The organism is Variovorax sp. 10L426 (genome assembly GCF_056395305.1).
On record NZ_JBFTJF010000001.1, the window covers coordinates 414,844 to 429,015 of the forward strand.

15 protein-coding genes are annotated in these 14,172 nt (G+C 64.5%); 14 read left to right on the forward strand and 1 reads right to left on the reverse strand.

Going from position 1 to position 14,172, the window contains the following annotated elements; translation table 11 throughout:
• The first annotated feature begins 11 nt into the window (after nucleotides 1-11).
• Nucleotides 12-833 carry an SDR family NAD(P)-dependent oxidoreductase gene (locus AC1DHL_RS02075; protein WP_478160230.1) on the forward strand — a complete coding sequence of 274 codons (822 nt, stop codon included), beginning with the start codon at nucleotides 12-14 and terminating at the stop codon, nucleotides 831-833.
• Here the strand turns inward: AC1DHL_RS02075 and AC1DHL_RS02080 are convergent.
• Entirely contained in the window at nucleotides 830-1,366 is a 537-nt protein-coding gene (locus AC1DHL_RS02080) for a MarR family winged helix-turn-helix transcriptional regulator (protein ID WP_478160232.1), read from the reverse strand. The two genes, AC1DHL_RS02075 and AC1DHL_RS02080, sit on opposite strands and share 4 nt — an antisense overlap.
• 296 nt (nucleotides 1,367-1,662) lie before the next feature.
• On the opposite strand from AC1DHL_RS02080, the gene AC1DHL_RS02085 reads away from it, so the two are divergent.
• The 13 genes from AC1DHL_RS02085 to AC1DHL_RS02145 all read left to right on the forward strand — a co-directional run bounded on the left by AC1DHL_RS02085 (nucleotide 1,663) and on the right by AC1DHL_RS02145 (nucleotide 14,155).
• Nucleotides 1,663-2,838, forward strand: coding sequence for an ABC transporter substrate-binding protein (locus AC1DHL_RS02085; protein ID WP_478160234.1), 1,176 nt, complete (start codon nucleotides 1,663-1,665; stop codon nucleotides 2,836-2,838).
• A gap of 37 nt (nucleotides 2,839-2,875) precedes the next feature.
• On the forward strand, nucleotides 2,876-3,745 hold the full coding sequence (locus tag AC1DHL_RS02090) for a branched-chain amino acid ABC transporter permease (protein ID WP_478102256.1): 870 nt from the start codon (nucleotides 2,876-2,878) through the stop codon (nucleotides 3,743-3,745).
• Between the two features lie 4 nt (nucleotides 3,746-3,749).
• Nucleotides 3,750-4,736, forward strand: a complete 987-nt coding sequence (locus AC1DHL_RS02095; RefSeq protein ID WP_478160236.1) for a branched-chain amino acid ABC transporter permease — start codon at nucleotides 3,750-3,752, stop codon at nucleotides 4,734-4,736.
• Nucleotides 4,733-5,521, forward strand: a complete 789-nt coding sequence (locus AC1DHL_RS02100) for an ABC transporter ATP-binding protein (RefSeq protein ID WP_478160238.1) — start codon at nucleotides 4,733-4,735, stop codon at nucleotides 5,519-5,521. The genes AC1DHL_RS02095 and AC1DHL_RS02100 overlap by 4 nt, the downstream gene beginning before the upstream one ends.
• Nucleotides 5,514-6,209: an ABC transporter ATP-binding protein gene (locus tag AC1DHL_RS02105; protein WP_478160240.1), complete on the forward strand. Its 696-nt coding sequence runs from the start codon at nucleotides 5,514-5,516 to the stop codon at nucleotides 6,207-6,209. Before AC1DHL_RS02100 ends, AC1DHL_RS02105 begins: the two co-directional genes overlap by 8 nt.
• 17 nt (nucleotides 6,210-6,226) lie before the next feature.
• Nucleotides 6,227-6,982 carry an SDR family NAD(P)-dependent oxidoreductase gene (locus AC1DHL_RS02110; protein ID WP_478160242.1) on the forward strand — a complete coding sequence of 252 codons (756 nt, stop codon included), beginning with the start codon at nucleotides 6,227-6,229 and terminating at the stop codon, nucleotides 6,980-6,982.
• 9 nt (nucleotides 6,983-6,991) lie between these two features.
• Entirely contained in the window at nucleotides 6,992-8,287 is a 1,296-nt protein-coding gene (locus AC1DHL_RS02115) for a Rieske 2Fe-2S domain-containing protein (protein ID WP_478160244.1), read from the forward strand.
• Entirely contained in the window at nucleotides 8,284-8,739 is a 456-nt protein-coding gene (locus AC1DHL_RS02120) for a bacteriohemerythrin (RefSeq protein WP_478160246.1), read from the forward strand. Before AC1DHL_RS02115 ends, AC1DHL_RS02120 begins: the two co-directional genes overlap by 4 nt.
• 72 nt (nucleotides 8,740-8,811) lie before the next feature.
• Nucleotides 8,812-10,110: a Rieske 2Fe-2S domain-containing protein gene (locus tag AC1DHL_RS02125; RefSeq protein WP_478160248.1), complete on the forward strand. Its 1,299-nt coding sequence runs from the start codon at nucleotides 8,812-8,814 to the stop codon at nucleotides 10,108-10,110.
• A gap of 30 nt (nucleotides 10,111-10,140) precedes the next feature.
• Nucleotides 10,141-11,409, forward strand: a complete 1,269-nt coding sequence (locus AC1DHL_RS02130) for a Rieske 2Fe-2S domain-containing protein (RefSeq protein ID WP_478102243.1) — start codon at nucleotides 10,141-10,143, stop codon at nucleotides 11,407-11,409.
• Nucleotides 11,410-12,243, forward strand: a complete 834-nt coding sequence (locus tag AC1DHL_RS02135; RefSeq protein WP_478160250.1) for an SDR family NAD(P)-dependent oxidoreductase — start codon at nucleotides 11,410-11,412, stop codon at nucleotides 12,241-12,243. It begins immediately after the preceding gene.
• Nucleotides 12,240-13,238 (forward strand): TIM barrel protein, encoded by a 999-nt coding sequence (locus AC1DHL_RS02140; protein WP_478160252.1) that lies wholly within the window; start codon nucleotides 12,240-12,242, stop codon nucleotides 13,236-13,238. Before AC1DHL_RS02135 ends, AC1DHL_RS02140 begins: the two co-directional genes overlap by 4 nt.
• 23 nt (nucleotides 13,239-13,261) lie before the next feature.
• Nucleotides 13,262-14,155, forward strand: coding sequence for an alpha/beta hydrolase (locus AC1DHL_RS02145; RefSeq protein WP_478160254.1), 894 nt, complete (start codon nucleotides 13,262-13,264; stop codon nucleotides 14,153-14,155).
• The last annotated feature ends 17 nt before the right edge of the window (nucleotides 14,156-14,172 follow it).

A 14,172-nucleotide genomic window follows, 5' to 3' on the forward strand; every position in this document is an offset into this window, starting at 1 on the left:
AAGGAACTCGAATGCAGACGGCACAGACGCCCGACTACAGCGTCCCTGACTACCTCCAACAGCTTCGGCTGGCCGGCAAGAATTTCGTCGTGCTCGGCGCCGGGCAGGGCATCGGCGAGGCCACGACCCACGCTCTTGCGCAGGCAGGCGCCCGCGTGTTGTGTGTCGATCGCGAAGAAGACCTGGCCGTGCGGATCGCCAAGGCGGTGGATGGCGTGCACTTTGCAGGCGATGTCACGTCGCGCGACGCCATGCAGCGAGCTTTCGACACCGCAGTCCACAGTTTCGGCGACATCCACGGTGTCGTCGACATCATCGGCATGGCCGATCTGCGGCCGCTGGTGGAGTTTGACGATGCCGCGTGGGATCGGCAGTTCGACGTCGTCGTCCGCCATGCGTTCCTCGCCGTCCAGATCGGTGGTGAGTTGATCGCGAAGGCCGGAGGCGGAACGATTACCTTCGTGGGATCGGTGGCCGGGGACCGCATCATTCCCCGCGAAACCGCGTATACCAGTTCGAAGGCAGCACTCCATCACTTCGTTCGCGGGGCTGGCGCCGAGTACGCGCCGAGGGGCGTTCGCGTGAACGCTGTGTCGCCTGGATTCGTGAGAACGCCTCGCTTCGACCAAATGCTCGGCGACGAGGCATGGCGTGTGGTGGGCGAATCGATTCCGATCGGCAGGGCGGCGATGCCGGCCGAGGTTGCGGGTCCGATTCTTTTCCTGGCGTCGAATCTCAGCGCCCACATGACCGGTCAGATCGTCGTGGTCGATGGCGGCTCGACCAATCTCACGCCGTTTCCGAAGGTCTTCGGGGCGCCGAAGAAATCCTAGCGCTTGCGGCCCTTGTGCATGCGGGCCTCGGGCGGGTCAATCTCATCCTCGAGTCCCATTTCCGAGCTTTCCAGCGTGGAAAGGACTCGCAATGCGAACTGGGTCCCGCGCTCGCGCTCTTCAGGAGATAGCTGGGACATGGCCGGAGCCAGTGCGGAGTGGTTGGCCAGGTGTTCAACCGCCAATTCCACGATCTGCAGGCCTTTCTTCGTGAGGTGGACCAGGAAGCCTCCGCTGTGACTCGGGTCGTGAAGGCGCTCCACGTAGCCGGCCTCTACGAGTCGATCGACTTTCTTCGTGATTGCGCCCGAGGTCACCAGCAGCGCACGAAACAGATCTGTCGGCCGCTTGACGTAGGGAGGGCCGCTGCGCCGAAGGGCCAACATCAGGCGCATGTCTCCGCCGTTGATGCCGTATTCCTTCTGGCAGTGGCGGTCGTAGGCACGGTCGACCAGGGTGCCGAGGCGCATGAAGTAGATCGCCAGAAGGAAGTTCTGCAGATCCAGATCTTGCCGCTCGGTCTGCCATTGCATGGTGACGAGTTCACTGATGCTGGGCCTCGCGGGTCGTCCCTTGCGTGAGCCATTGTTCCCGGGCGCGGCATCGAGTGGATCGGTTGTGTATTGATCTTCCATAGAAACATACTTCCTCGAGGCCGCCATCTTACGCGCAGTTACCCGTGAATGGCGAAGAGGCGAATGTTCCGTACGAATCTAGTGGTTTGCCCTATGGAGATTCCGCTGCGGCGCATCTATCTTCCATGGAAGATGATTTCGATGAACGCGACATTCTTCCTGTCGCTCAATCTCTTCCCCACGAGGTGAAACCAATGAAAAAGACATTTGCCCGTCTGCTGGGACTTGCCGCTGCTGTCGCTTTCTTCAGCGCTTCGGTCGCAGCGCAGGAGCCCATCAAGATCGGCTTTGTCGGCCCCTACACCGGCCCGTTCGCGGTGGCAGGCCAGTCGTTCCGACAAGGCATCGAGGCGTACGTGGCCCTCCATGGCGCAAGTGTCGGCAACCGAACGGTGGAAGTGATCTACAGGGACAGTGCAGGCGCTGACGCCACGCTCGCCAAGCGCCTGGCGGAAGAACTCGTCGTCAAGGACAAGGTGGCCATGCTGGGCGGCTTCTACCTGAGCCCGGAAGTGGCCGCGACCGCCCCTGTTGCAAACGCCGCCAAGGTGCCCTTGTTCATCGTCAATGCCGCGACGCCTTCGCTGATGAAGATGTCGCCGTACTTTGTCCGCATGGGCCAGTCGATCAACCAGCCGGCGGAACTGGCTGCCACCTACGCCCGCCAACAGGGCAAGTCACGGGGCTTCGTCGCGGTCGGAGACTACGGCCCGGGGCACGTCGTGGAGCAGGCCTTCATGGCCAGGTTCTCGGCGGAAGGCGGACAAATGGTCGGCAACGTGCGCGTGCCGCTGAACACCACCGACTTCGCGCCTGTCGCAGAGCGCATCGCCAACGCCAACCCCGACGTGCTGGAGATCTTCCTCCCGCCCGGCGCTGCCTCCGTGGGCTTCAACAAGGCGCTGGCTGCGCGCGGGCTGACGCAGAAGGTGTTGATCATCGGCCAGGGCGAAGCCGAGGACAGCGACCTGCCACTGTTCGACGACTCGATCGTCGGCTTCAAGTCCATCATCTACATCGACGCGAACGCCAGGAACGCGGAGAACACGGCCCTTGCCGGCTGGCTGCTGAAGAATGTCGGGCCCACTGCGCGTCCCAACTCCTTCAGTATCGGCGCGTACGACGCCATGCACCTGGCCTACAAGATGATTCGCGACCAGGCGGGTAAGCCGTTCAACGGCGAGGCGGCCGTCAAGTCGCTGGCCGGCTATACGTGGAAGAGCCCGCGTGGCAACGTGACCATCGACCCGGCCACCCGCGAACTGGTGCAGAACTTCTACTTGCGCGAAGTGGTGAAGGACAGCGACGGCACGAAGCGCAACAAGGTCGTGAAAACCTGGGAGCAGGTGAACCCCGCGACGCTGAACTGAAGCAGCGCCTTCGAAGACTCCCATTGATCGGACGCCCGTGGACACCATCGCCTTCATCCTCCTGTACGGGCTGTCGTATGGCCTCGTCCTGTGCCTCATCGCACTCGGCCTTGTCGTCACCATGGGCCTGATGCGGGTCGTCAATCTCGCGCATGGTGCCTTCGCCGCCATTGGCGGGTATTTGGCGATCAGCCTGATGCAGCAGCAGGGTTGGCCCTATGCGGTCGCGGTGCCGGCGGCGGTGCTCGCGGTGGCCGCTTTCGGCGTCGCCGCCGAGCGCCTGCTCTATGTGCATCTGTACAAGCGCAGCGACCTCGATCAGGTGCTGGTGACGATCGGCTTCAACTTTGTCGTCATCGCATTGCTGACCATGTGGTTCGGACCGAACGTCACGCCCCTCGATCTCCCCGCATATCTCAAGGGCAACATCGATCTCGGGATCCGCGAGTTCGAGGTGTACCGGGTCGTCTCGGCTGTCATTTGCCTGGTGATCATCGGCGCGCTGTGGTGGGTGTTCGAGCGCACCAGCACTGGCGCACGGCTTCGTGCCGCGGTGGACAACCGCGGCATGGCCCAGGCCATGGGCATGAACGTACCGTTGCTCTTCTCGGCGACCTTCGCGCTGGGGTGCGGCCTCGCCGCGCTCGGCGGAGTCCTGGCGGCGCCCATGTTGCCGATGGAGCCGATGTGGCCGCTCAAGCACCTGGTGCTGGTACTGGTGATCGTGGCGCTTGCCGGGCACGGACAGGTGACGGCCTCGGTTGCTGTCGCGGTGATCGTCGGTCTTGTCGAGACAGCCGGCCGCTACCTCTTCCCGCAGTCCGGCGCCTTTCTCATCTACCTGCTTCTCATCGGGCTGATCGTGTGGCGGCCCGACGGCCTGCTCGCCCGTGCCCGGACGGCTTGACATCATGAACCCTGTTCCACGTCATTCCATCCTCGGCCGCCATCACTGGCGCGTTGGAGAGTTCCTCTGGCTGGCCGTCGCGGTGGCTTGCTATTTCCTGTTTCCGCAATACCTGTCGCTCGGTACCTCGGTGCTGGTCATGGTGCTGCTGGTACTGTCGTACGACCTGCTGCTGGGATTTTCCGGCGTGCTTTCCTTTGGCCACGCGGTCTTCTTCGGTCTCGGTGCCTTCACCGCAGGCTGGCTCTCCCTGGCAGGGTGGACGGAGCCTTTCAGCGTGGTACTGGTGGCCGGCATCGCAGCGGCCGTTCTGGCCGCGCTGGTGGGCTCCTTTCTGCTGCGGCTGACCGGCCTGCCGTTGCTGATGGTCACGTTGGCGCTCGGTGTGCTGGTGTTCGAGGCGGCCCACAAGGCCACGAACATCACGGGTGGCGACGATGGTCTGGCCGGCATCCAGTTCGCACCCATCCTGGGTTGGTTCGAATGGGGGCTGGGTGGCAGCGCGGCCTACTTGTACGTACTGGCCTGGCTGGTGGTGGTGTTCGTGCTGCTCAAGCGGGTTGTGGCCTCGCCTTTCGGAGTGATGCTGCAGGGCGTGCGCGAGAACCCGGCGCGCATGCGCCTGATCGGCAACCGTGTGTTGCCGCATCTCACCCTGGCCTACACCATCAGCGCCGCTGCGGCTGGCATCGCCGGTGCCCTGTTCACCCAGGCGAACGCCTTCGTTGGAATCGGAGTCCTCGCGCTCGACACGTCAGTGGATGTGCTGGTGATGCTGGTGCTCGGCGGCATCGGCACCCTCTACGGTGCATTCATCGGTGCGCCCGCCTACATGCTGCTGAAGCACTTCTCCTCTCAATGGAACCCGTACTACTGGATGCTGATCATCGGCGTCCTCCTGATTGCGGTGGTCATGCTCGGTCGCGGCGGATTGGTGGGACTGGGCCGAACCGCCATCGACAAGCTTCGCGGGCGGGAGGGCCGGTCATGAGCGCCGTCGTCTGCGCACTACAGGCCAGCGGACTGAGCAAGCACTTCGGTGCGCTGCACGTCACGCAGGATGTCAGCCTCGCACTCCCCTGCGGCACCCGCACGGCCCTGATCGGTCCGAACGGCGCCGGCAAGACCACCCTGGTCAACCTGCTCACCGGCGTACTGAAGCCCGATGCGGGAAAGCTGCAACTGTTCGGGGAGGAGGTGACGGGTACCTCGGCAGCCGTCCGAACGCGCAAAGGCCTGGTTCGCACATTCCAGATCTCGAGCCTGTTCTCGCAACTCACCGTCTTCGAGAACGTCTTCATCGCCGTCACCCAGGCGGCGGGGCGAAGCTTCCATCTGTGGCGTCCGGCCGGACGCGAGCGCGACCTGCTGGAGCGCACCGAGGCGCTGATCGTGCAACTCAAGCTGCAGGACGACCGGCACTGCAAGGTGACGGAGATCGCCTATGGGCGCCAACGGCTGGTGGAGATAGCGATCGCCCTGGCACTGCGGCCCAGAGTGTTGCTTCTGGACGAGCCAGCGGCCGGCATCCCCAGCAATGAACTCGACCTGCTGCACGGCGCCATCGCCAGCCTGCCGGTGGACATCGCCGTGTTGATGATCGAACACGACATGGAGATGGTCCGCATGTTCGCCTCCGAGGTGGCGGTGCTGGTGAATGGCGCTTTGCTGATGTCCGGCAAACCGAGGGACGTGATGTCGCATCCCGAGGTTCAGGCGGTCTACCTCGGCTCGGCCGGGAAAAAGCGCTTCGAGGGAGTCGCCGCATATGCTTGAAACCAGGAAACTGACTGGCGGCTGGGGGCCTACCCTGGTGGTGGAAGACCTGAGCCTGCACGTCGCTGCGGGCGAGACGGTCGCGATCATTGGCCGCAATGGTGTGGGCAAGAGCACGTTGCTCGAGTTGATCATCGGGCGCGCCCAACGTCGCGGCGGCAGCATCGTCCTGGACGGAGGCGACCTCGCGGCGCTGGCATCGCACGAGCGCGCGCGCCGCGGGTTGGGCTATGTGCCGCAAAGCCGCGAGGTCTTTCCCAGCCTCACGGTCGCCGAACACCTGCAGATCGCGCAGAGGCCGGGCGACTGGACCGTACAGCGTGTGCTGGATCTGTTCCCGCGCTTGGGCGAGCGGCTCGCAAGCCACGGCAACCAGCTCTCCGGCGGTGAACAACAGATGTTGGCCATCGCCCGCGCGCTCCTGGGAAACCCCCGGGCGCTGCTGATGGACGAGCCTTTCGAAGGACTCGCGCCGATCATCGTGGAACACCTCGTGCAAAGCATCCGGAAGATCGTTCAGGCCAGCTCGCTCGCATTGCTGCTCGTCGAGCAGCGGGTCGACATCGCGCTCGATCTTTCGCACCGTTGCATCGTCATGGACCGGGGTCGTGCTGTCTTCGAAGGTGCTTCCGATCAACTGGCCGGAGACGAGGGGCGCGTCGCCACTCTGATGGGCTTGAGCCACTGATGATGGAGAACAAGGCAATGAAATTCGCGGACAAGGTAGCCATCGTCACCGGCGCGCAGACCGGTATCGGCCTGGCGATCGCACAACGCCTGGCAGGTCAGGGCGCAGCCGTGGTGCTGGCAGACATCGCCGATGCGATGCCGCAGGCGCGAGAACTGCAAACGGGTGGTGCCCGTGTGCTGGCGCTCAAGGTCGATGTGGCCGAGGAGCAATCCGTCCATGGGATGGTCGAGCGAACCCTTTCGGAGTTCGGTCGCGTCGACATCCTCGTGAACAACGCTGCGATTGCCGCCAGCATCAAGTTGCGTGCCTTCGAAGAGATCTCGGTGCCCGAGTGGCGCCGCATGCAGGACGTGAATGCGATGGGGCCGTTCCTTTGTACTCGCGCGGTGGCGCCACACATGCGGCGCCAACAGTCCGGCCGCATCGTCAACATCACTTCCGGCACGGCCTTCAAGGGTGCTCCCTTCATGCTGGACTATGTCGCGAGCAAGGGGGCGCTGATGACGATGACGCGCTCCCTCGCGCGGGAACTCGGGCGCGACTTCATCACCGTCAACGCGGTGTCGCCGGGCTACACACTCAGCGAAGGCAATCTGGGCAACAAGGAGTTTCTCGCCAGCTATCGGGAGTCCGCCATCGCCACCCGGGCCGTGCCGCGCGACGGCTGGCCGGCGGACATCGTCGGTGCCGTCGCCTTCCTGGCGAGCGACGACGCATCCTTTGTTTCCGGGCAAATCCTGGCAGTCGACGGCGGGTCCGTCTATCACTGATGACACATCATGCTGAACACGCAATCCAATGATCGAATTTGCCGCGTCGGCGCGAACCAGCCGATGGGCGTCGCCTTGCGCCGCTACTGGCTTCCGGTGCTTCTCTCCTCAGAGCTCTTGCCCAACGCGGATCCCAAGGGGATCGAGCTCCTCGGTGAGCGCTTCGTCGCGTGGCGCGACGAAGCTGGACGCGCCGGCTTGTATGCCGAGGCCTGCCTGCACCGTGGCGCTTCGATGCGCCTCGCTCGCGCGGAAGGCGATGGTCTTCGATGCATCTATCACGGCTGGAAGTTCGCCGTGGATGGTGCCGTCCTCGACACGCCGAACGTCGCCGACCCACGGTTCAAGCATCGCATCAAGGGCCGCACGTACCCGGTACGCGAAGCGGGGGGGCTGATGTGGGCGTATCTCGGTCCGCGCGAAATGGAGCCCGATTTCCCGCAGTGGCCCTGGATGGATCTGCCGGACGCCAATCGGTTGGTTACGCGCCACGTGGAGGAATGCAACTTCGTTCAGGTGATCGAAGGGCTGGTGGATTCTTCGCATCTCGGCTTGCTGCACCTGAACGGCCTGCGCCGGTCGGGGAGCGCGGACCTCGAATTCGCGGAGAAGGTGAACTCGATGCAACAGAACCTGGCGCCACGGCTGGAGGTGGAGGAAACCCCGTTCGGCTTCTACTACGCGGCGCTTCGCGACATCACCGACGAGAGCGGCCACCGCACCGAGGCGAGGATCGCCGCCTTCGTCGCGCCGTGCATCGTCCTCAATCCAAACGGAGACATCGCGACCTTCGTGGTGCCGATGGCGGATACGAGGACGGCGTTCATCCACGTGTTCTGGAGCGCGACCCGGCAGCTCAATCGGGAGCCGTTGCGCAGCCGTCATCTGGAATTCATCGGCTTGACGCCCGAGGTGCTGGAGGGCTTCGGGCTGACCGACGAGACCCTCGGCAGCGAGGACAAGCCAGGACCCCGGAACAACTTCATGCAGGACCGCGACGCAATGCGCAGGGGGGAGAGCTGGAGCGGGTTGCCGGGCCTGATCGAGGAAGACGTGGCGGCCTCGGTCTCGGCCGGGCCGCTGCGAGATCGTGCCAGCGAGGTGCTCTCGTCGTCCGACATCGGCATCAGCCGCCTTTACCGGGCGCTGCTCGCGTGTGCCGATGCCGCGGAGAAGGGTGAAGACCCGCTGGGCATCCAACGCGGGATCGATGGGTCCCGCGTGGCCGGCATCAACGATGTGCTGGATGGCCGCGAATGGCGCGAATTGTTGCCGCGAACCACTGGCGAAAAGGAGACTGCATGAGTGCGAAACCCGATGTGACGGAAGCGTTCACCTGGCACGACGACTTCGCCGTCGGCCACGAGGCCATGGACGAGACCCACCACGAGTTCGTGCAGTGCGTCGACGCCATGTTGCGGGCAGAAGAATCCGAGCTGTCGGCCAAGCTCGAAGCCTTCGCCGATCACGCGCGTCGTCATTTCGACGAGGAGGACCAGGCCATGCGGGAGACTGGCTACGGGTCGTCCGGCTGCCACGTCGATGAACATTCGGCCGTTCTGAAATCCGTGGACGAGGTGCGCGCTGCGCTGGCTCTTGGGCACGGGCACGTGGTCCGTCGCTTTGCCCATGCACTGGCCGAATGGTTCCCCCGACATGCAACGGTGATGGACATGGGTCTCGCACGCTGGCTGGTTCAAAGGCGCCTCGGCGGATCCCCGGTGGTGATCCGTCGGCGCGAGGCGGCGACCGTCTGATTGGCGCCCCTTTTTTTTCTCTTTACATCTTCCAAGGAAGACATTTCGGACCACTTCAACCAAAGGACCCACATGCTGAGCAATCAAGACAACGAGCTGATGTGCCGAACCGGACGCGGCACGGCCATGGGAGACGCGATGCGTCGCTTCTGGCTGCCGGTGATGCAACTGTCCGAGCTGCCCGCGGCGGGCGGGGACCCCAAGACCATCGAAGTCCTCGGTGAAAACTTCATCGCCTGGCGCGATCAGCAGGGCCGGGCGGGACTCTACGCGGAGCATTGCCTGCACCGCGGCGCTTCCCTGCAGCTCGCGCGCGCTGAAGGCGACGGTCTCCGCTGCATCTACCACGGTTGGAAATTCGCGGTCGATGGCCAGGTGCTCGACACGCCCAACGTCGCCGATCCCAAGTTCAAGGACCGCATCAAAGGGCGGACGCACCCGATGCGCGAGGCGGGGGGCCTGTTGTGGGCTTACTTGGGACCCGCGGACAAGCAGCCCTCGTTCCCGACCTGGCCCTTCATGGAGCAGGACGACGCCCATCGCATCAATGCGATGGCGGTGGTCAACTGCAACTACGTGCAGGTGATGGAGGGTCTGGTGGACTCCTCGCACCTGACGGTCCTGCACGCTTCCGGGCTGGCCAAGACCAATGGCGCGGAACTGGACTTCGCGAAGAAGACCACGCACATGCAATTCGACGCATCACCAGCCATCGAGGCTGACGAAACGGACTTCGGCTTCCACTACGTCGCCATGCGCAAGGCCGGGGACAAGCGCATGGCGCGCATCGCCTCCTTCGCGTCGCCGTGCTTCGTGGCGAACCCGAACGGCGACCTCTGGTTCGCCGTGGTACCGGTCAACGATGAACGCTGCAACTTCTTCCATGTTTGGTGGAACCCGGAAAAGGCGATCGGGCTGGAACCGCTGCGGACGCAGCAGCTTGCGTTCGTTGGTCTGGACGAACCCACCCTGGCCAAGTACGGCATGACCGCTGCGACCTGCGACAGCGATCAGACCATGTCCTGGCGAAACGGCTACAGGCAAGACCGCTCGCTGCAGCGCGCGGGACATTTCACCGGCTTCGACAGCTTCACGCAGGAGGATGCCGCATGCAGCGTATCCAGCGGTGCGCTGCGCGACCGCTCTCAGGAAATGCTGTCGGCTGCGGATATCGCCATCGCACGCCTGTATCGCAGCTTGCTGGCGTGCGCCAAGGCCGCTCGCGACAAGCAGGAGATTCCTGCGTTGCAGGTGGAGGTCCGGAAAGCGATCGGTATCTCTGCGGAGATCGGGTTGGACCAGGACTGGCGCACGCTGCTACCTCACCAGACCATCGTTTCCGAGTCGGGCGCCCAGGGCATCCGCCAATAGCAGCCCAATCACTGAACACAGGAGTTTCAAATGTTGAATCGTCAAGACAATGAACTGATTTGCCGCGTCGGCCCGGGCACCCCCATGGGGAACATGATGCGCCGCTACTGGCATCCGGTCTGCACGTCCGCACAACTGGACAAGCCCGATGCGCCGCCACTGCGCGTGCGCCTGCTCGGAGAGGACTATGTGGCGTTCCGGGACACGCACGGCAAGGTCGGCGTGATGGAGGAGCTCTGCATGCACCGCGGGGCCTCTCTCGCGCTCGGGAGAGTCGAGGAAGGCGGCATCCGCTGCCTGTACCACGGCTGGAAATTCGACGTGACCGGCGCCGTGCTGGAAACGCCGAACAACAGCGACCCGAAGTACCGCACGCGGATGAAAGCGCCGGCCTTTCCGGTGCGCGAGGAAGGGGGCATCGTCTGGGCCTACGTCGGGCCGAAGGAACTGCAGCCCGACTTCTCGCGCTATGCCTTCATGGACGCCGACCCGGCACATCGCGTGGTTCTCCGAATCAACGTGCACTGCAACTACCTGCAGTTGGTCGAGGGTGGGGAAGACTCCTCGCATGTGGGCGTGCTGCACACCAACATGGCACGTCCCGGATGGAAGGACGGTGAGTTCGAGCCGAACCCTGACGTCGTCAACCCGGCGGCGCTGTCTTCGAACGACCTCGAACCGACCCTGAAGATGGAGGAGACAGCATTCGGGTTCCAGTACGTGGCCTTGCGCAAGACCGGCAAGGCGGGCGTGTCGAATGCCCGCGTGGTCCCCTTCATCGTGCCCTACGGTCGCGTCATTCCGGCGCCCGCGTTCCAGTTCACGGTGCTGGAGGTTCCGGCCGACGACACGCACACAAGCACCTACATCGTGGTGCACGGCGATGCGCCGGTGTCCGAAGACAAGATCATCGAGTTGCTGGGCCTGGACGACACCCGGTACTACGACCGCCAGGCCTGTGCCTTCACGGCCTCGTGGGCCGATGCCTTCGGCCAGAACCGTGAGCGCATGCAGGAGAGCTGGACAGGCTTGCGCGGCGTGGAAGTTGAAGACGCCGCCATCGCCTTGTCGCAAGGCGCGTTCTATGACCGTTCCAAGGAACATCTCGTACCTGCCGACCAGGCGGTGATGCGAGTGCGTCGCGTACTGCTCGACTCCGTCAAGCGCGTGATGGACGACAAGCCACCGGTAGGCGTTGGAATCGATCTTCGTGGGGTCGGCGCCTGCGACGCGGAGCTGGCGGACGGTGCGGCATGGCAGGCCCTGTTGCCCTCGCACCGCGAAGCGGTGGAGGCCTGAATGGCATCCACGAGCAATCCCGGCGGCGGTGCAACAGCGGACTACCCCTCCCTGCTGCGCCTCGACGGCCGCGGCTTCGTGGTCCTGGGCGCCGGCCAGGGCATCGGTGAGCAAGCGGTGCACGCACTCGCCCAGGCCGGTGCCCGCGTGCTGTGCGTGGACCGCGACGAGCAACTCGCACGCAACGTCGCCGAGTCGGTGGGCGGTGTTCCTTGCGCTGCCGACGTCACGTCTCGCACGGACATGCAGCGTGTGTTCGAAACGGGTCGACGCAGCTTCGGCCGGGTCCATGGCCTGGTCGACATCGTCGGTGTCGCCGGCATCAAGCCGTTCTCCGAAGTGGATGACACGGCATGGAACCTGCAGTTCGACATCGTGCTGCGCCATGCCTACCTGGCCATCCAGGTCGGCGGCGAGATGATGGCAGCCGACGGCGGGGGAAGCATGGCTTTCGTCGGCTCGATGTCGGGCAACCGCGCGGTGCCGAACCAGACGGCCTATGCGGTTTCGAAGGCGGCGTTGCACCACCTGGTGCGCTGCGCGGGCGCGGAGTACGGGCGACGCCAGGTGCGGATCAATGCCATTGCACCCGGCTATGTGAGAACGCCGCGCTTGAACCAGCGGCTCGGCGACGAAGCCTGGAATGCGATCAGCAAGGTGATTCCCATCGGCCGACCGGCTACTCCGGCCGACATCGCCGGGCCCTTGCTGTTCCTGGCGTCGGACCTCAGTGCCCATATAACGGGCGAGGTGATTGCCGTGGACGGCGGCGCAGGTGTGATGGCGGCCTTTCCCGACGTCAAGTTCGGACCCGCAGCGAGCATGACGCCTTGACCGCCTTGGAACACGCGCATTCAAGCGCGTTAGGCGATGGGGATCATGCTGCTCCGGGCGCTGGCGCGTTGGCTCGAGGAACGGAAACCCTCGGACAACTGCCTCAATCCCTCCACACTTCAGGCGAGGGCTTCCGCATGACCTGGTCGCTGCGTTACGCGCCCCATCTCGGCTACCGGCCCCCGTTTCAACCGCTGTTCGCCGCAACGGTCGGATCGGAGGATCCCCTGGAACACATCAAGTTTGCGGCCGACAACGGCCTTGCCGGCGTCCTCTATGCGGCCGCACGAGCGCGTGCAGCGGCAGAGCAGCAGAGGGTCGGCGACGCATTGGCCGCGCACGGACTGGAAGCAGGCTGCATCCTCTACACCACCTTCGAGCAGCTTCGCAACACAAGCTGGGCCAAAGATGGCAAGGAAGCTCGCGAGTGGATCGCAGGCGAACTCGCGCAAGCCATGGAGGCCGCGCATCGTGTCGGTGCGACGCGACTGGCCGTGCTGGGCGGCGCCGATCCGCAGCGTCCCATCGCCTACCAGCACGCCGCCCTCGTGCAGAACCTGCGCTATGCCGGCGATATTGCCGCGCGCGCCGGCCTCACGCTGTGCCTGGAGACCCTCAGCCGCAAAAGCATTCCAGGGATGCTGCTGCAGCACATGCCCGATGCGGTGGCCGTTGCGAGAGCCGTGGATCATCCCGCCGTGCGCCTGATCTTCGACACGTCGCACGTGCAGGTGATGGACGGTGATCTGCTGTTCCACCTCGAGCAGGCCTGGGACCATATCGAGATCGTGCAACTGGCCGACAACCCGGGGCGCCTGGAACCCGGAACGGGAGAGATCAACTTCGAAAGCCTGCTGCGGCTGTTGTCGAGGCGCGGCTATCGCGGCTTGGTCGAGCTGGAGTACGGTTGGCGGCTACCCGGGCTGGAAAGCGAAGGCCGGGGGCTTGCGATGCTCCACCACCTTGATGCCGCAGCGAGTGCCCCCTGTGAATGACTTCAACTTTCTGGAGCCCATGAATGGCAACCAATGATCCCACTGCTGCTTCGAACATTGCGCTGCAAATCCGCGCACTCGGTTCGAGGTTCGATCCTGAAGTGCTTGCTGCGACGCGAGCGATCTACCGGCCTGTTGTCGATCTCAGCGAGGCAGCCGACGAGCAGGTCGACGTTGTCTACGGAAGCCATGTGCGCCACCGGCTGGATATTTATCGCCCTGCAAGCCGACCGCGGGCGATCGTGGTCTACGTCCACGGTGGCGGCTTCGTCGCCGGAGACAAGAACGGGGATGGCGTGTTCTATCGGAACGTCGGCCGTTGGCTCGCTCGCCAAGGCTTCCTGGCGGTGCTGCCGAACTACCGGCTCGCTCCGGCGGATGGATGGCCGGCCGGCGCGAGGGATGTTCAAGCGGTGTTGCAGTGGATCAGCGAGAAGCGCGAAGGATTGGATGCGAGCAAGGCTCCGCTGGTGCTTTGGGGCCAGTCGGCCGGCGCCAGCCATGTGGCGACCTGGTTGTTCGACGACAGCGCACGCGGTGGCGAAGCTGCACGCGTGGACGGCGTCATGCTCATGAGCGGGTTCTTCAGTGCGTCCGCGCCGCTGCCGCCCGGGCCGCGCGCCTACTTCGGCGAGGATATTTCCCTGTATGACCGGCGTTCCCCGCTCACGCATGTGCGGACCATCGAAACGCCCATTTGGCTCGGTGTCGCGGAGCTTGACCCAGGCTGGATCGCCCAGCAGACCTACGCAATGGCCGGGGCGCTCACGGTGGCCATGGGTAGCAGCCCGAGTTTTCATTTCTTTCGCGATCACAACCATGTGTCGACAGTCCACAGCCTCGGTTCGCCGCAGCAGGATTGCGGCGACGAGGTGCTTCGTGTCCTTGACGCCGTGATCGCGCGGGCATCTCGCTAGCAATGCATGTGCCGACG